The sequence below is a fragment of the Faecalibacterium gallinarum genome, assembly GCF_022180365.1.
Lineage (GTDB): Bacteria > Bacillota > Clostridia > Oscillospirales > Ruminococcaceae > Faecalibacterium > Faecalibacterium gallinarum.
In genome coordinates, this window is the sequence record NZ_BQKV01000027.1 from 77,538 (window position 1) to 92,900 (window position 15,363).

A 15,363-nucleotide genomic window follows, 5' to 3' on the forward strand; every position below is an offset into this window, starting at 1 on the left:
GGCGCGCCGCCCCAAACTCCACTGACCCGGCGCGCCCCACGGAGGACAACTGCTATGCCGAACAAACATACTTTCCCGCTCGAGGGCCGCGGCGAGACCATTAGCCGGGAGGCGCTGGTCCAGGCCGCGCTGAACGAGATTACATCCAACTACCGCGAGGCCTGCCTGACCAACGTAGCCCGGGCCTACGGCGTCTCTCTGGCCTATGTGAGCGAATGCGTCCACGCCGAGACCGGCAAAACCTACAAGGAACTTTTGCAAAAGCACCGGATCGAGACAGCGGCCCGGCTGCTCCGCCGCAGCGATATGAACATCCAGCAGATCATCACCCAGGTGGGGTATGAGAACACCAGCTATTTCTACCGGCTGTTCCACGCCCGCTATGGCCTGAGCCCCCGGGAATACCGCCAGCGCCGCGCAGGGCAGAGCGCCGCCCGCCCCCAGAGTTAACCCGCCTCTCCTTTGCTCCGACCCATACATATCCTGCCGCGCCGAAACGCCGGGGCCTTTAAAGGCCCCGGCGTTTCGGCTACTTGGGACAAAAAACACCCCCGGGCCCTGGTTTGGCTCGGGGGTGTTTTGCGTTTTTACAGGGGGAAGGCGGCTCAGTGCTGGCCCTCCGGGGGCAGCGCGTCTTTCTCGGCCCGCTGGCGGCCGGCGGTCAGATCCAGCTCGGGCATCAGCTCGTCGCTGACGATGGTCAGCATCTCCTCCAGCTTTGCCAGATCCTCGGGGGAAAACCGTTTCCGGGCCCGCTCGATGACGGTGTGCAGGTAGGAGTAGCTGATGTTGTAGTAGTCGATATATTTCTGGGTGGGCCGCAGGTAATACTCCCGGCGGTCGGTGGTGGACTGGATCTTCTCCACATAGCCCTTTTTGACCAGGCTGCCGATCTTATAGGCGGCGTTGGGGGTGGAGATCTGCATCATCCGGGAAAACTCCGCGATGGTGGGCTCGCCCATGGCCATAATGCCCTCCATGCAGAACGACTCGACGGTGGTCAGGGTAGCCTCCCGCGATGCAAAGCGCTGGAACACCTTCTGGTAAAAATGCAGCTTGAACTTGGTATACACAGCCTGAAATGCTTCTTCCAACATAAGAAAAACTCCCTTTCCTCCGGCAAAGTCTATTTTGCCCTATTTTATACGGCCTTCTGTTTTACACAGTATATCATGTTTTTCGCCGGACGAAAAGAAAATTATTTTCGATCTGCCAAAGCAAAGGTCAATTCGGCGGTGGCGGCCAGTTTGCCGTCCACCCGGGCGGTGGCTTTGCCGATGCCGATGGGTCCCCGGCGGGAGATAAGCTCACACCGCAGCTCCAGCACGTCGCCGGGCTGGACCTGCTGCTTGAACCGGGCGTTTTTCACCCCGCCAAAGAGGGCCAGTTTGCCCTCGCTGCCCGGCTCGGTCAGGGCGGCAACCGCCCCCACCTGGGCCAGGGCCTCCAGGATCAGGACGCCGGGCATCACCGGCTGGCCGGGGAAATGCCCCTGGAAAAAGCCCTCGTTCATGGTGACGCACTTGCGGCCGATGGCCCACTGGCCCGGCTCATAGTCCAGAATCCGGTCCACCAGGGCGAAAGGATACCGGTGGGGGAGGATCTGGGCGATTTGGGCCGCCGTCAGGGTGCGGGCTTCCGGCCGGGGCTCGGCCGGGATGAGAGTCTGTTCCGCCATGGTTCAGCCCTCCCACTTCTTAAACAGCAGGCAGGCGTTGTGGCCGCCGAAGCCCAGGCTGTTGCTCATGGCATAGCGCAGGTGCTTCTCCCGGCCGGTATTGGGCACATAGTCCAGGTCGCACTCGGGGTCCGGGGTCTGGTAGTGGATGGTGGCGGGGACGAAGTCATCCCGCAGGGCCAGGGCCGTAAAGACAGCCTCGACGCCGCCCGCGCCGCCCAGCAGGTGGCCGGTCATGGACTTAGTGGAGGAGACGCAGAGCTTCTCGGCCCACTCGCCGAAGGCGGTGTGGATGGCCGCAGTCTCACAGCTGTCGTTCATGTGGGTGCTGGTGCCGTGGGCGTTGATGTAGTCCACCACCTCAGGAGCCACCCCGGCGTCCTTGAGGGCCAGGGTCATGCAGGCCGCGCCGCCGGCGCCGCCGGGGGCCGGTGCGGTGAAGTGGTAGGCGTCGCAGTTGGTGCCGTAGCCCACCACCTCGGCGTAGATCTTGGCGCCGCGGGCCTGGGCGTGCTCCAGCTCTTCCAGAACCAGGATGCCGGCGCCCTCGCCCATGACGAAGCCGGAACGCTCGGCATCAAAGGGGATGCTGGCGCGGTCAGGGTCGGTGGCGGTGGACAGGGCCTTCATGCTGGTGAATCCGCCGATGCCCAGCTCGCTGATGGCGCTCTCGGTGCCGCCGCAGACCATCATCTCCTCGTAGCCGTCCCGAATCCGGTGGAAGGCGTCGCCCACCGCATTGGAACCGCCGGCGCAGGCGGTAACGGGGCAGGTGCAGACGCCCTTCAGCCCGTGGCCGATGGCGATCTGAGCCGCGGCCATGTTGGCGATGGACATGGGGACAAAGTAGGGGCTGACCTTCTCGAAGCCACGCTGCTGGCCCCGGGTGTGCTCGGCCTCGATGGTGGGCAGACCGCCGATGCCGCTGGAGACGATGACGCCGATCCGGCTGGCATCCTCGGCCGCCAGGTCCAGGCCGCTGTCGGCCAGAGCCTCGGCGGCGGCGACCACGGCGAACTGGGTGAAGCGGGCCATCTTCTTGACCTCCCGCTTATCGATGGCGACGGTGGGGTCAAAGTCCTTGACCTCGCCCGCCAGCTTGACTTTGAAGTTGGTGGTGTCAAAAGCCGTGATGGGGGCGATGCCGCAGCGGCCCTCCTTGGCGGCCTGCCAGCTGTCAGCAACGGTGTTGCCGATGGGGTTCACGGTGCCGAGGCCCGTGATGACCACTCTGCGTTTATCCATAGAAGGTTCTCCTTGTCGTAGCAAAACCGCCGGGGCGGTTTTGGGTTAGAAAGCTTTTTGCGCCGCTTTTTCTCGAAAAAGCGGTCCTCAGACGGCCATGCCGCCGTCCACGCACAGGACCTGGCCGGTGATATAGCCGCTGGTCTCGGCGGCGAAGAAGGCCGCCGCCTCGGCGATCTCTTCCGGTGCGCCGGGCCGCCCGGCCGGGATGGAGGCCAGGGTGGCGGTGCGGGCTGCCTCGGGCATGGCGTCGGTCATGTCGGTAGCAATGAAACCGGGGGCGATGGCGTTGACGGTGATGTTCCGGGTGGCCAGCTCCTTGGCCAGGCTCTTGGTCAGGCCGATGAGGCCCGCCTTGCTGGCGGCGTAGTTCGCCTGGCCCGCATTGCCCCGAAGGCCCACAACGCTGGACAGGTTGATGATCCGGCCATAGCGCTGGCGCATCATCCGCTTGGCGGCGGCCTTGCAGCAGAAGAATGCTCCCTTGAGGTTGGTGTCCAGCACCTTGTCAAAGTCCTCCTCGCTCATCCGCAGCAGGAGGCCGTCCCGGGTGACGCCGGCGTTGTTCACCAGCACATCCACCCGGCCGAACCGCTCGTCGGCCAGAGCAAAGAGGGTTTCGCAGCCCTCGGCGGTGGAGACGTCGGCCTGCACGGAGAAAGCCTCCACCCCCTGCTGGGTGCAGAGGGCCACCGTCTCCTCTGCGGCGGCGGCGTTGCCCGCGTAGTTGACACAGACTTTGTAGCCCATCTTGGCCAGCCGGACACAGATGGCCCGGCCAATGCCCCGGCTGCCGCCGGTGACGATGGCGCAGCGGGCGGCGGGAGCCGTTTCGGTTCTTGCCATGGCGTCATTCCCCTTTCAGTGCGCTGACGGCGGCTTCCAGCTCGGCGGCGGTCTCCACCGTGTAGCAGGTCACCCCGGTCAGGGTCTTTTTCACAAAGCCGGTGAGGGCCTTGCCCGGGCCGACTTCCAGGATGGTGTCCACCCCCAGCTCGCCCAGGCGGCGGAGGGTATCCTCCATATAGACGCTGCTCTGGACCTGCTTTTCCAGCAGGGCGGGAATGGTGTCGGCCTCGCTCTTCTCATGGCCCAGGCAGTTGAAGAGCACCGGGGTCTCCATGGGGCCGAACGCCACACTCTTAAACCGCTCGGCCAGGGCGTCGCCCGCCGGGTGCATCAGGGTGGTGTGGAAGGGCCCGCTGACCTTCAGGGGCAGGCAGCGCTTGGCGCCCGCCTCCTTGGCGGCGGCGGCAGCGGCGTCTACAGCGGCCTTCTCGCCGCCGATGACCAGCTGGCCGGGGCAGTTGTAGTTGCAGATCTGGACCACGCCCAGGGCGGCGGCCTTGTCGCAGCAGGCCTGGAGGGTCTCCCGATCCAGGGCAATAACGGCGGTCATCCCGCACTCGATCCCCTCGGCGGCCTTGGCCATGGCCTTGCCCCGGAAGGCGGTGAGCTCAATGGCGGTCTTGGCGTCCAGAACACCGGCGGCGTTCAGGGCCGAATACTCGCCCAGGGACAGGCCCGCGACATAGTCGGGGCGGATGCCCTTTTCTTTCAGCACCGCAGTCACGCCGGCGGCAAAAGCCACCATGCAGGGCTGGGTATACTGGGTCTGGTTCAGAACCCCGTCGGGGTCCTCAAAGCAAACCTTGTGCAGGTCAAAATCCAGCTCCCCCGCGTCAAAGGCGGCGCGGAAAGCGGGGTAGGCCTCGTAGAGATCCTTACCCATGCCGGGGTGCTGGCTGCCCTGGCCAGCGTACAAAATCGCAAGTTTCATTGCGTTATACCTCGTTTGTCAGGCCGAGGGCGGCGCGCCGCTCGGCCAGTATCTCGTCGATCAGCTCCCGGACCGACATCATCCGGTTGACCCGGCCCACGTTGGCCCCGCAGAAGAACAGGCCCTCTTCCCGGTTGCCCCGGACGGCCTCGATCAGGGCGTGGGTGATGCAGTAGGGGATCTTGGCCGGCTCACAGGTGGTGATGCAGGCCGAGCAGTGTTTGGGCGGGAACCGCAGCCCCTGGGCCAGTTTCTGGACCAGCGGGGTGTTCAGGGCCCGGCCGGGCATTCCCACCGGGCTGTGAATGATCCGCACGTCCTCGGCCTTTGCTTCCAGCAGGACGTCTTTATAGCCCTGGCTGGCGTCGCACTCATGGGTGGCGATGAACCGGGTGGCAATCTGCACCCCGGCAGCCCCCATCTCCATATAGTGGGCCATGTCCGCGCCGGTAAAGACCCCGCCCGCCACAAAGACCGGGATGGGGTGGCCGAACTTTTCCTCGTAGGGCTTGACCTCGGCCAGCACCCCGGGCAGAATCTCGTCCAGGGTCTCGCACTTGCCCGCCAGCAGGTCGGCCTCGTCGAAGCCGAGATGGCCGCCCGCCTGGCTGCCCTCGATGACCACAAAATCGGCCGTCCGGCCAAACCGGCTGGCCCACCGGCGCAGGATCAGCTTGGCGGCCCGGGCGCTGGAGACAATGGGCGCAATGGCCGTCTCGCTGCCCTCCACAAGGCCGGGCAGCTCCATGGGCAGGCCCGCCCCCGAGATCACTGCGTCGGCCCCGGCGGCCACCGCCGCTTTCACTGCGTCGGCGTACTGGCGGGTGGCCACCATGGCGTTCACCGCCACCAGGCCCGCGCCGTTTGCCAGCCGCTTTGCCTTTTCGATCTCTTTTTTGAGTGCCCGCAGGTTGGCGCCCTGGGGGTTCGAGCTGAAATCCGGCTCATTGTAGCCCGCGTCGGCGGTGGAGATGCACCCCAGCGCGCCGCAGGCAGCCACAGCACCGGCCAGCCCGCCCATGGAGACGCCCACCCCCATGCCCCCTTGCAGGATAGGCACGGCCAGCGGTTTGCCCCGCAGGGTCAGCATAACTCTTGCAGCGCCTTGATCCGCTGCTGGGCCCCGGCCCACAGATCCTCCAGGATCTGGGCGGCCGGGCGAATCTCGTGGAGCATGCCAGCGACCTGGCCGCTCATCAGGCTGCCGGTTTTAGTGTCGCCCTCAAAGACGGCACGGCGCAGGCTGCCCAGAGTGAACTTTTCCAGTTCCATCTTGTCGGCGCCGGCCTTTTCCTGCCGGACATACTCCCGGGTCATCTGGTTTTTCAGCACCCGGACAGGGGTGCCGCCGATCCGGCCGGTGACGATGGTGTCGCTGTCCTTGGCCTTGAGCAGGGCCTGCTTATAGTTCTCGTGGATGGGGCACTCCTCACTCACCAGCAGGCAGGTGCCCACCTGGACGCCGCAAGCCCCCAGGGCCAGGGCAGCCGCCAGCTGGCGGCCGTCGGCGATGCCGCCCGCCGCGATGACGGGCAGGTTAACGGCGTCCACCACCTGGGGAACCAGGGCCATGGTAGCCATCTCGCCCACATGGCCGCCGCTCTCGGTGCCCTCGGCGATGATGGCGTCCACACCGGACTTCTCCAGGTGCTTGGCCAGCACGGCCGCCGCCACCACGGGGATAACCTTGATCCCAGCCTCTTTCCAGGCGGGGACGTACTTGCCGGGGTTGCCGGCGCCGGTGGTGACCACAGGCACCTTTTCCTCAATGACAACCTGGGCGAACTCATCCACCAACGGGTGCATGAGCATCAGGTTAACCCCGAAGGGCTTGTCGGTCAGCTCCTTGCAGCGGCGGATCTGGGCCCGCAGGTCCTCGGCAGAGCGAACGCCGCCCGCGCCGATGACGCCCAGGGCGCCGGCATTGGAACAGGCGGCGGCGAACTCACCGGTGGCGATGTTGGCCATGCCGCCCTGGATAATGGGGTATTTTGTCCCCAGGATTTCGTTGAGAAGTTTCATTCTGCATTTCCTTTCCCTTGGTAGGTCAGCAGAGCGCCGGCCCAGGTCAGCCCGCCGCCGAAACCGACGCAGAGCAACGTCTGGCCGTGGCGGAGCTGGCCGCTCTCATATAGTTCGTTCAGGGCCAGCGGGATACTGGCCGCGCTGGTGTTGCCGGTGCGGGCCAGGTTCTTGAAGAATTTTTCCGCCGGGGCGTTCAGCTTCTTGACACAGTGGTCGATGATCCGCTCGTTGGCCTGGTGGCAGACCACCCAGTCCACCCCGTCAAGGGTGAGGCCGGTCTGGGCCAGGATGCCGTCCACGCACTTGGGGATGGCGTCCACCGCGAAGCGGAACACTGCCTTGCCGTCCATCTGGATGTGAGAGGGGAGAGGCCCGGGGCCTTCCACCTGGATGGCCTTGTCGCCCCGGGCGCCCAGCAGGGCCGCAAAGGGGGCCGACTCGCTCATCTCAAAGACCGCCGCGCCCGCGCCGTCCCCAAAGAGGACGCAGGTGGAGCGGTCGTCCATGTCCAACAGGCGGGACAGCTGCTCACAGCCGATCACCAGGGCGTAACGCCCGCCGGTGGCGGCCAGCAGCCCCCGGGCCACCGCCGCACCGTAGAGGAAGCCGGAGCAGGCCGCGTTCACGTCCAGCACCGGGATATCCTCGGGCAGCCCTAACTCCGCCTGCACCAGGCAGGCCATGCTGGGGCTGGCGTAATCCGCCGAGAGGGTAGCACAGACGCAGCAGCCGATCTCGGCGGGGGCCAGGCCGCTGCGCTCCAGCGCCTGCCGGGCTGCCGCAACAGCCAGGGTCGTGGCGCTCTCATCGGGGCCGCAAAAATACCGCTGGCGGATGCCGGTTCGGGTGGTGATCCACTCGTCGCTGGTATCCACCCGGCGGCTCAGTTCGTCGTTGGTCACAGCCCGGGCCGGCAGGGCGCCGCCCGTGCTGAGGATTTGTAAACCCTTCATAAAACCTCTTACTCCTGCCCGATCTGGCGGAATTTTTTGTACCGCTGCGCCTCAAGGGCAGCGGGGCTCAGCTTGCGCAGGGGGGCCAGGCTGCGCTCCAGCGCCAGCTCCAGGTGTGCAAACAGGGCCTTGGGGTCGGTCTGGGCGCCGCCCAGGGGCTCGGGGACGATCTCCTCGATGACCCCGAACTGGTACAGGTCCTGGGCCGTCAGCTTCATGACGTCGCAGGCCTCGCCGTGGCGGGAGGCGTCCTTCCAGAGGATACTGGCGAAGCCCTCGGGGCTGAGCACCGAGTAGATGGCGTTCTCCAGCATGAGGACCCGGTTGGCCACGCCCAGAGCCAGAGCGCCGCCGCTGCTGCCCTCGCCGGTGACAACGGCGATGACGGGGACGGCCAGCTGGCTCATCTCGGCCAGGTTGCGGGCGATGGCCTCGCCCTGGCCCCGCTCCTCGGCTTCCTTGCCGGGGTAGGCGCCCGGGGTGTCGATGAAGGTGATGATGGGCCGGCCAAACTTTTCGGCCTGCTTCATCAGCCGCAGGGCCTTGCGATAGCCCTCAGGGCCAGGCATGCCGAAGTTATACTTCATGTTCTCTTCCAGATTGTTGCCCTTGCGGTGGCCGATGACGGTCACGGGCATCCCATGGAAGAAGGCCACGCCGCCCAGGATGCTGGCATCCTCGCGGCACTGGCGGTCGCCCTTCTGCTCGAAGAAATCGGTGAACAGGGCCTTGATATAGTCGTCGATCTTGGGGCGGTGGGGATGCCGGGCCAGAAAGACCTTGTCCTCCGCCGAAAGATTGGTGCAGCTGTCCAGCAGCTCGGTGCGGTCCCGCAGAAGCTGCTTGCGGCGGAGCAGCGCCTGGGGGGCAGTATCCCCCTCCAGGGCGGCCATTTCCGCCTCCAGCGCATCGGTCATTTTCAAAATGTCACGGATCATGCGCGGGTCGCTCCCTTCTGGTGCAGCCGCAGCAGCTGAGCCAGGGTGCTCTTGAGCTCGCTGCGGGGCACGATCTTATCCACAAAGCCGTGGGCCTCCTGGAACTCGCTGCGCTGGAAGCCGGCGGGCAGTTTTTCGCCGATGGTCTGTTCGATGACCCGGGGCCCGGCAAAGCCGATCAGGGCGCCGGGCTCGGCCAGCATAATATCGCCCAGAGAGGCAAAGCTGGCGGTCACGCCGCCGGTGGTGGGGTGGGTCAGCACGCTGATGTACAGCCCACCCGCCGCGTTCAGCCGGGCGATGGCGGCGCTGGTCTTGGCCATCTGCATCAGGCTGTAAATGCCCTCCTGCATCCGGGCGCCGCCGCTGGCGGAGAAGATGATCAGAGGCAGCTTTTTGCTGATGGCGTATTCCACCGCCAGGGTGATCTTTTCGCCCACGGCGGCGCTCATGCTGCCCATGAAAAAGCGGCTGTCCAGCACCGCCACCACCACGGGGATCTCGTCGATCTTGCCGGTGGCGGTGACAACAGCCTCGTTCAGGCCGGTCTTGCGGCGGGAAGCCGCCAGCTTCTCCTTATAACCGGGGAAGTTCAGGGGGTCACCGGCCTCCAGTTTCTCGTTCAGCTCCCGGAAACTGCCGTGGTCCAAAACCAACGACAGCCGGTAGTACCCGCCGATGGGCAGGTAGTGGCCGCAGTTGGGGCAGACGTAAAGGCTCTCGGCCCAGTGGGCGCGGGTGGCCCGCCGGTTGCACTTGGGGCACTCCAGGAAGGCCGGCTCCTTCCAAACCAGGCTTTTGCCTGTCTCCTGCTGGACCTTGCGGGCCAGCTCGCGCTCGCGGCGGTCGGTCCGCAGGGCGGTAAAGATATTCTCCATAGCGGTTTACCGCGCTCTCTTACGCGTTGGCGTTGATGTAGTCGAAGATGTCCTGGACAGTCTTCAGCTCGGCCAGCTTCTCGTCGGGGATGGTGACGCCGCAGGCCTCCTCGATGGCCATGTTCAGCTCGACAGCATCCAGGCTGTCAGCCTCCAGATCCTCGGACAGGGTGGCGGCCAGGGTGACCTTCTCGGGGTCGCAGTTCAGGGTGTCGACGATAACCTGCTTCAGTGCTTCGAATTCCATGATTGTATCTCCTTTAAATCAAAATCAGTTTCAAGTTATTTAGTTAAAACATTTGAGCAATCGCTCTGGGGATAGGATACCAGATTCCGAAGAAAAGTCAATACTTAAAGCTAAAATATTTTATCTAATTTTGTAAACAATTTGTTACCAGAAAAAGCGACAAAAAACCCGCGCCCCCCTACCGAGCAGCAGAGAGCGCGGGTTTTCTACCGGGTAAAGCCCCGGGTTTTCTTCAAAAAAGGGTTAGAGCTGGACCGTCTCCTTGGCAGCAAAGCGGCGGCGGAGAACTCCCAGCACCACCAGCTCGATGACCACAGCGATCACCAGCAGCAGCAGGGAGGCAAAGACGCCGCCCTTGCCGCCCAGAACGGCCTCGATGCCGCCGGCCAGGGCGTAGCAGACCGCCGAGACGGCAGCCACGGTCATGGCGTAGGGCAGCTGGGTGGAGACATGGTTCACGTGGTTGCTGTGGGCGCCTGCCGAGGCCATGATGGTGGTATCCGAGATGGGGGAGCAGTGGTCACCGCAGACCGCGCCGGACAGGCAGGCTGCGATGGAGATCACCAGCATCTCGCCGGAGGGGAAGGCGTTGCAGACAATGGGCACCAGGATGGCGAAGGTACCCCAGGAAGTGCCGGTGGCGAAAGCCAGGAAGATGGCCACCACAAAGATGATGACCGGCAGCAGGTACTGAAGAACGCCGGCGTTGCCCTGGACCAGGTCGGCCACAAAGTACTTGGCGCCCAGCAGGCCGGTGACACCCGACAGGGTCCAGGCCATGGTCAGGATCAGGATGGGGGCCACCATCTCCTTAAAGCCTGCGGGGATGCAGGCGGTGAAGTCCTTAAAGCTGAGCACGTCCCGGGACAGGTAGAACACGAAGGTGAAGGCCAGGGCCACGCTGCTGCCCATGACCAGACCCACCGAGGCGTCGCAGCCCGCAAAGGCGGTGATGAAGTCCACCCCGCTGAAGAAACCGCCGGTATAGACCATGCCCACCACGCAGGAAACGATCAGCACCAGCACCGGGGCCAGCAGGTCGGCCACGCTGCCCCGGCCCGCCACCTCGTCGGCGGTATCGTCGCCATAGGGGCGGTCGGGGGTGGTGTAGAGGTCGCCCTTCCGGGCGGCGTTCCGCTCGTGGAGGGCCATGGGACCGTAGTCGGTGCCTGTCAGGGCCAGGAACACCAGCATGACCAGGGTCAGGATGGCGTAGTAGTTATAGGGAATGGTCCGCAGGAACATGGTGAAGCCGTTGATGTTCATCTCTTCGGGCACCGAGGAGGTGACAGCGGCGGCCCAGCTGGACACCGGCGCAATGATGCAGACCGGCGCGGCGGTGGAGTCGATCAGGTAGGCCAGCTTTGCGCGGGAGATCCGCTGCCGGTCGGTGACCGGGCGCATGACCGAGCCCACAGTCAGGCAGTTGAAGTAGTCGTCCACAAAGATCAAAACGCCCAGCAGGACGGTGGCCAGCTGCGCCCCGGCCCGGGTCTTGATATGGGAGGACGCCCACCGGCCGAAAGCAGCGCTGCCGCCGGCCTTGTTCATCAGGGCCACCAGGATGCCCAGCATCACCAGAAAGACCAGGATGCCCACGTTCCAGGGGTCGGCGAGTTTGTAGATCATGCCGCCCTCGGTGTTAAAGAACATGGTGTTGATGGCCAGTTCCAGGTTACCGTTGGCGTAGAGCAGCGCACCGGTGGCAATGCCGATGAGCAGGGAGGTATAGACCTCCTTGGTGATGAGGGCCAGCAGAATGGCGATGACCGGCGGCAGCAGGGACAGCGGGGTGCTGTATACCGCGCAGGCATAGCTGGCGGGGTCCTCGATGGTTCCCGGGGTGACCGCTGTTCGCCAGATCAGCAGCGCCACGACGGCCAGAGCCGCCGCACCCCAGACAATACGTTTGGTTTTCACAGTGATTCCTCTTTTCTTATTACTTTATATACTTTCCCGATTTTTCCCGCCCGGTTTTTGCCGCCGGCCCGGATGTATGGCCCCCGCCCCGCCGGGGCAGACTATCCCCGACAAACCAGGAAGGGAGGGACCCGCCGCGCCGGACTACAAAGCGCTCTATTACGAGCTGTTCCGGGCCAGCGAACAGGCTGTGCGGCTGCTTCAGCAGGCCCAGGCCCGGGCCGAAGAAGCCTATTTGCAGGAAGAACCGCCCCTGCGGCTGGCGCCGGACAAACCGCCCGCCGACCAGGGGCCGTAACGGCTCAGCCCTTTTTGGCCTGGGCCTTGGCCGCGAACTTTTCGTCGTTGACGATGAACCGCTCGTGGACGCCGCCGCCCACCGGGCCCTTCTCGTCCCGCAGGGTCACCGCAAAGACCAGTTTGCGCCCCTCGACGGCGGTCAGCTCGCTCTCACAGGTGACGGTCATCCCCACCGGGGTGGGGGCGGTGTGATCCAGCTCCAGCCGGGTGCCCACCGTGCCGCAGCCCTCTTCCAGGGCCGGGGCCACGCTCTGCCAGCAGGTCTTTTCGGCCAGAGCCACCAGCGCCGGGGTGGCAAAAACCTCCAGGGTGCCGCTGCCCAGGGCCCGGGCGGTGTTCTCGGGGGTCACCGCCTGGGACGCCTTGCCGCGGATGCCAGCTTCCAACTTCATTCCAACTCCTCCTTTTTTCACAGAGTGTTCCCCGCCCGGGGAACAGACGTCCTTAGCATACCACATTTTTCGTCAGGATGCACCCTTTTGGACAGTTTTTTCTGGCGAAAATCCCCGCCGCCGGGGCGCAGAAAGCGCATCCCGGCGTTTTTTTATTCCTTTTAGACCAAAAACCCCCTTGACTCTGGGCGTCAGCGTGCTATAATGAACACATGAACAAATGCTCATATATAAAACCAAAATGAAGGGAGTTTAGCCTATGGCCCAGACGAATGAAATCCCCGCGTCTCTGCCCGACTCGCTGCCCCCCGACGAGCTGCTCTACGACCTGGCAGATCTGTTCCGGGTCTTCGGCGACTCCACCCGAATCAAGATCCTCTACGCCCTCCACGACAGCGAACGCTGCGTCCAGGACATCGCCGAGGCGGTGTCCCTGAGCCAGTCGGCGGTGAGCCACCAGCTGCGGGTCCTGCGGGACTCCAAGCTGGTGCGGTTCCGCCGGGAGGGCAAGACCGTCTATTATGCCCTGGACGACGACCATGTGCGGACCATCCTCTCGGTGGGGATGGAGCACCTGGAAGAATAACCCGACTCAATAACCCGCCCCGCGGGAGAAAGAAAGGAATCTATACTTATGAAAAAGACCTATAAGATCGAAGTGGACTGCGCCAACTGCGCCGCCAAGATGGAGCACGCCGCCAACGCCGTGGAGGGGGTGGCCAAAGCCACCGTCAGCTTTATGACCCAGAAAATGAGCGTGGAATTCGCCGAGGGCGCCGAGCCGGGCCCCACCATGCAGAAGGTTCTGGCCGCCTGCAAGAAGGTGGAGGACGACTGCGAAATCTACGGCGTCTGAGCCGAAAGAACTTTCCACAGAAAACGCGGGGAAAAGCCCCGGTTTTCAACGTTTTCCACATGGTTTTCCACTTTTCTTGGGGAAAACCCAAAAAACAACGCAGAAAAGCCGGTTTTGGATCGAAGTTTTTGTGAAAAAACCGGCCTTTTTGTGGAATGCCGCCGGGCCCCGGCCCCTTCCTTGTGGAAAACGCCCCATTCCGGCCCGCTTAAAGGAGGTTGCTTTTTATGACCAAGAAGCAAAAGCGTGCGCTCTACCAGATTCTGGCGGCGCTGGCCCTGCTGGTGGTGATCGCGCTGGCGCCGCTGCCCCTGCCCGATTTTCTGCTCTACTTGGTGCCCTACCTGGTGGTGGGCTGGGACGTGCTGCGCAAAGCTCTGAAAGGGATCAAGAACCGCCAGCCCTTTGACGAGTGCTTTTTGATGGCGGTGGCCACCGTGGGAGCCTTCGCCCTGGGGGAGTACGCCGAGGGCTGCGCCGTCATGCTCTTTTACCAGATCGGCGAGCTGTTCCAGAGCGTGGCCGTGGGCCGCAGCCGGAAGAGCATCGCCGCTTTGATGGACATCCGCCCCGACTCCGCCAACCTGGAAAATCCCGACGGCAGCTTTGAGGCCGTGGACCCCGACGAGGTGGAAGTGGGCTCGGTGATTGTGATCCAGCCCGGCGAGCGGGTACCCATCGACGGGGTGGTGATCGAGGGCAGCTCGGCCCTGGACACTGCCGCCCTGACCGGCGAGAGCCTGCCCCGGGACGTGGGCCCCGGGGCCGAGGTGGTGAGCGGCTGCGTCAACCTGACCGGCCTGCTCCGAGTTAAAACCAGCCGGGAGTTCGGGGAGTCCACCGTCTCCAAGATTCTGGACCTGGTGGAAAATTCCAGCATGAAAAAGGCCCGGGCCGAGAACTTTATCACCCGGTTCGCCCGGGTATACACCCCCGCGGTCTGCTACGGCGCATTGGCCCTGGCTGTGGTGCCGCCCCTGGTGCTGACCCTGCTGGGCCAGCCCGCCGCCTTTGGGGACTGGGTCTACCGGGCCCTGACCTTCCTGGTCATTTCCTGCCCCTGCGCCCTGGTCATCTCCATCCCCCTGAGCTTCTTCGGCGGGATCGGCGGGGCCAGCCGCTGCGGCATCCTGGTCAAGGGCTCCACCTATCTGGAAGAGCTCTCCCGCACCGGCATCGTAGTCTTTGATAAGACCGGCACCCTGACCCGGGGCGTCTTTGAGGTGGCTGAAATCCACCCCGCCGAAGGGGTCAACCCCGACACTCTGGTGGAGGCCGCCGCCCTGGCCGAGAGCTATTCCAATCACCCCATCGCCCAGAGCCTCCGCCGGGCCTGCAAGGCCCCCCTGGACCCCGCCCGTGTCTCGAACGTAGAGGAGCGGGGCGGCTACGGCATCACCGCCCAGGTGGACGGCCGAACCGTGGCGGTGGGCAACGCCCGCCTGATGGAGTCCCTGGGGCTGACCCTGCCGAAGTCTGATTCCGCCGTCGGCACGGTGGTCCATGTGGCCCTGGAGGGCCGCTACGCCGGCAGTCTCGCCATCCGGGACACCTTAAAACCCACCAGCGCCAAGGCCATTGCCTCCCTGCGGAAAGCAGGGGTCCGCAAGACCGTCATGCTCACCGGCGACAACGAGGCCACCGCCCGGGCCGTAGCCGGGGAGCTGGGGATCAGTGAATACCACGCCGGGCTGCTGCCGGGGGACAAGGTGGACCAGATTGAGACTCTGCTGGCCCAGAAATCCCCCAAGGAGCGGCTGGCCTTCGTGGGGGACGGCATCAACGACGCGCCGGTCCTCTCCCGGGCGGACCTGGGCATCGCCATGGGGGCCCTGGGTTCGGACGCGGCCATCGAGGCCGCCGACATCGTCCTGATGGACGATGACCCGGCCCGGATCGCCCTGGCCATTCAGATCTCCCGCCGGACCTGCTCCATCGTCTACCAGAACATTGTCTTTGCCCTGGGAGTCAAGGCCCTCTGCCTGATTCTGGGCGCTCTGGGCCTGGCTGGGATGTGGCTGGCCATCTTCGCCGACGTGGGCGTGATGGTTCTGGCCGTCCTCAACGCCACCCGGGCCCTCTATACCGCCGACCTGGTGCGGAAAGCCGGGAAAAATCCGTAAAGAAAACAAGGCGGGCCTAAACGGCCCG

Annotated in this window: 18 protein-coding genes; 5 read left to right on the forward strand and 13 right to left on the reverse strand. The window is 64.6% G+C overall.

The features are described 5' to 3' along the window. Positions 1-54 precede the first annotated feature (54 nt). The gene (locus JCM17207_RS04260; protein ID WP_238316422.1) at positions 55-450 is read left to right on the forward strand and encodes a helix-turn-helix transcriptional regulator; all 396 of its coding nucleotides are present in this window, start codon (positions 55-57) and stop codon (positions 448-450) included. Between the two features lie 155 nt (positions 451-605). Here the strand turns inward: JCM17207_RS04260 and JCM17207_RS04265 are convergent, their stop codons facing one another. The 12 genes from JCM17207_RS04265 to JCM17207_RS04320 form a co-directional block, all read right to left on the reverse strand. Continuing rightward, the gene (locus JCM17207_RS04265; RefSeq protein ID WP_238316423.1) at positions 606-1,097 is read right to left on the reverse strand and encodes a MarR family winged helix-turn-helix transcriptional regulator; all 492 of its coding nucleotides are present in this window, start codon (positions 1,095-1,097) and stop codon (positions 606-608) included. A gap of 101 nt (positions 1,098-1,198) precedes the next feature. Next, positions 1,199-1,678: a 3-hydroxyacyl-ACP dehydratase FabZ gene (gene fabZ / locus JCM17207_RS04270; protein ID WP_238316424.1), complete on the reverse strand. Its 480-nt coding sequence runs from the start codon at positions 1,676-1,678 to the stop codon at positions 1,199-1,201. A gap of 3 nt (positions 1,679-1,681) precedes the next feature. Continuing rightward, positions 1,682-2,923 (reverse strand): beta-ketoacyl-ACP synthase II, encoded by a 1,242-nt coding sequence (gene fabF, locus JCM17207_RS04275; RefSeq protein WP_238316425.1) that lies wholly within the window; start codon positions 2,921-2,923, stop codon positions 1,682-1,684. An 87-nt stretch (positions 2,924-3,010) separates the two neighbouring features. Beyond that, positions 3,011-3,769, reverse strand: coding sequence for a 3-oxoacyl-[acyl-carrier-protein] reductase (gene fabG / locus JCM17207_RS04280; RefSeq protein ID WP_238316426.1), 759 nt, complete (start codon positions 3,767-3,769; stop codon positions 3,011-3,013). A gap of 4 nt (positions 3,770-3,773) precedes the next feature. After that, positions 3,774-4,703, reverse strand: coding sequence for an ACP S-malonyltransferase (gene fabD / locus JCM17207_RS04285; protein ID WP_238316427.1), 930 nt, complete (start codon positions 4,701-4,703; stop codon positions 3,774-3,776). Positions 4,704-4,707: 4 nt separating this feature from the next. After that, positions 4,708-5,793: an NAD(P)H-dependent flavin oxidoreductase gene (locus tag JCM17207_RS04290; protein WP_238316428.1), complete on the reverse strand. Its 1,086-nt coding sequence runs from the start codon at positions 5,791-5,793 to the stop codon at positions 4,708-4,710. Beyond that, a complete protein-coding gene (locus JCM17207_RS04295; RefSeq protein WP_238316429.1) occupies positions 5,787-6,725 on the reverse strand; it encodes a DUF561 domain-containing protein in 939 nt (312 codons plus the stop codon). Before JCM17207_RS04295 ends, JCM17207_RS04290 begins: the two co-directional genes overlap by 7 nt. Next, complete coding sequence (locus JCM17207_RS04300; protein WP_238316430.1) at positions 6,722-7,681, reverse strand: beta-ketoacyl-ACP synthase III; 960 nt, start codon at positions 7,679-7,681, stop codon at positions 6,722-6,724. The genes JCM17207_RS04295 and JCM17207_RS04300 overlap by 4 nt, the downstream gene beginning before the upstream one ends. An 8-nt stretch (positions 7,682-7,689) precedes the next feature. Then, on the reverse strand, positions 7,690-8,619 hold the full coding sequence (locus tag JCM17207_RS04305; RefSeq protein ID WP_238316431.1) for an acetyl-CoA carboxylase carboxyltransferase subunit alpha: 930 nt from the start codon (positions 8,617-8,619) through the stop codon (positions 7,690-7,692). Next, positions 8,616-9,497 (reverse strand): acetyl-CoA carboxylase, carboxyltransferase subunit beta, encoded by an 882-nt coding sequence (gene accD, locus JCM17207_RS04310; protein WP_238316432.1) that lies wholly within the window; start codon positions 9,495-9,497, stop codon positions 8,616-8,618. Before accD ends, JCM17207_RS04305 begins: the two co-directional genes overlap by 4 nt. A gap of 19 nt (positions 9,498-9,516) precedes the next feature. Beyond that, positions 9,517-9,744, reverse strand: a complete 228-nt coding sequence (gene acpP, locus JCM17207_RS04315) for an acyl carrier protein (protein WP_238316433.1) — start codon at positions 9,742-9,744, stop codon at positions 9,517-9,519. A gap of 243 nt (positions 9,745-9,987) precedes the next feature. Next, positions 9,988-11,670, reverse strand: a complete 1,683-nt coding sequence (locus JCM17207_RS04320; protein WP_373871923.1) for a Na+/H+ antiporter NhaC family protein — start codon at positions 11,668-11,670, stop codon at positions 9,988-9,990. A gap of 70 nt (positions 11,671-11,740) precedes the next feature. Here JCM17207_RS04320 and JCM17207_RS04325 point away from each other — a divergent pair, with 70 nt between their 5' ends. Continuing rightward, a complete protein-coding gene (locus JCM17207_RS04325) occupies positions 11,741-11,962 on the forward strand; it encodes a hypothetical protein (protein WP_238316435.1) in 222 nt (73 codons plus the stop codon). A 4-nt stretch (positions 11,963-11,966) separates the two neighbouring features. On the opposite strand, the gene JCM17207_RS04330 is transcribed toward JCM17207_RS04325, so the two are convergent. Then, on the reverse strand, positions 11,967-12,356 hold the full coding sequence (locus JCM17207_RS04330) for a thioesterase family protein (protein ID WP_238316436.1): 390 nt from the start codon (positions 12,354-12,356) through the stop codon (positions 11,967-11,969). A gap of 259 nt (positions 12,357-12,615) precedes the next feature. Here JCM17207_RS04330 and JCM17207_RS04335 point away from each other — a divergent pair, with 259 nt between their 5' ends. The 3 genes from JCM17207_RS04335 (at position 12,616) to JCM17207_RS04345 (ending at position 15,335) form a co-directional block, all read left to right on the forward strand. Beyond that, a complete protein-coding gene (locus JCM17207_RS04335; RefSeq protein WP_238316437.1) occupies positions 12,616-12,942 on the forward strand; it encodes an ArsR/SmtB family transcription factor in 327 nt (108 codons plus the stop codon). A 48-nt stretch (positions 12,943-12,990) separates the two neighbouring features. Further along, positions 12,991-13,212 carry a cation transporter gene (locus tag JCM17207_RS04340; protein WP_238316438.1) on the forward strand — a complete coding sequence of 74 codons (222 nt, stop codon included), beginning with the start codon at positions 12,991-12,993 and terminating at the stop codon, positions 13,210-13,212. A gap of 227 nt (positions 13,213-13,439) precedes the next feature. Further along, positions 13,440-15,335 (forward strand): heavy metal translocating P-type ATPase, encoded by a 1,896-nt coding sequence (locus JCM17207_RS04345; RefSeq protein ID WP_238316439.1) that lies wholly within the window; start codon positions 13,440-13,442, stop codon positions 15,333-15,335. Positions 15,336-15,363 lie beyond the last annotated feature (28 nt).

Coding starts and splice junctions, on each gene's coding strand:
- JCM17207_RS04260 (WP_238316422.1), top strand. CDS start 55: ATGCCGAACAAACATACTTTCCCGCTCGAGGGCCGCGGCGAGACCATT.
- JCM17207_RS04265 (WP_238316423.1), bottom strand. CDS start 1,097: ATGTTGGAAGAAGCATTTCAGGCTGTGTATACCAAGTTCAAGCTGCAT.
- fabZ (WP_238316424.1), bottom strand. CDS start 1,678: ATGGCGGAACAGACTCTCATCCCGGCCGAGCCCCGGCCGGAAGCCCGC.
- fabF (WP_238316425.1), bottom strand. CDS start 2,923: ATGGATAAACGCAGAGTGGTCATCACGGGCCTCGGCACCGTGAACCCC.
- fabG (WP_238316426.1), bottom strand. CDS start 3,769: ATGGCAAGAACCGAAACGGCTCCCGCCGCCCGCTGCGCCATCGTCACC.
- fabD (WP_238316427.1), bottom strand. CDS start 4,703: ATGAAACTTGCGATTTTGTACGCTGGCCAGGGCAGCCAGCACCCCGGC.
- JCM17207_RS04290 (WP_238316428.1), bottom strand. CDS start 5,793: ATGCTGACCCTGCGGGGCAAACCGCTGGCCGTGCCTATCCTGCAAGGG.
- JCM17207_RS04295 (WP_238316429.1), bottom strand. CDS start 6,725: ATGAAACTTCTCAACGAAATCCTGGGGACAAAATACCCCATTATCCAG.
- JCM17207_RS04300 (WP_238316430.1), bottom strand. CDS start 7,681: ATGAAGGGTTTACAAATCCTCAGCACGGGCGGCGCCCTGCCGGCCCGG.
- JCM17207_RS04305 (WP_238316431.1), bottom strand. CDS start 8,619: ATGATCCGTGACATTTTGAAAATGACCGATGCGCTGGAGGCGGAAATG.
- accD (WP_238316432.1), bottom strand. CDS start 9,497: ATGGAGAATATCTTTACCGCCCTGCGGACCGACCGCCGCGAGCGCGAG.
- acpP (WP_238316433.1), bottom strand. CDS start 9,744: ATGGAATTCGAAGCACTGAAGCAGGTTATCGTCGACACCCTGAACTGC.
- JCM17207_RS04325 (WP_238316435.1), top strand. CDS start 11,741: ATGGCCCCCGCCCCGCCGGGGCAGACTATCCCCGACAAACCAGGAAGG.
- JCM17207_RS04330 (WP_238316436.1), bottom strand. CDS start 12,356: ATGAAGTTGGAAGCTGGCATCCGCGGCAAGGCGTCCCAGGCGGTGACC.
- JCM17207_RS04335 (WP_238316437.1), top strand. CDS start 12,616: ATGGCCCAGACGAATGAAATCCCCGCGTCTCTGCCCGACTCGCTGCCC.
- JCM17207_RS04340 (WP_238316438.1), top strand. CDS start 12,991: ATGAAAAAGACCTATAAGATCGAAGTGGACTGCGCCAACTGCGCCGCC.
- JCM17207_RS04345 (WP_238316439.1), top strand. CDS start 13,440: ATGACCAAGAAGCAAAAGCGTGCGCTCTACCAGATTCTGGCGGCGCTG.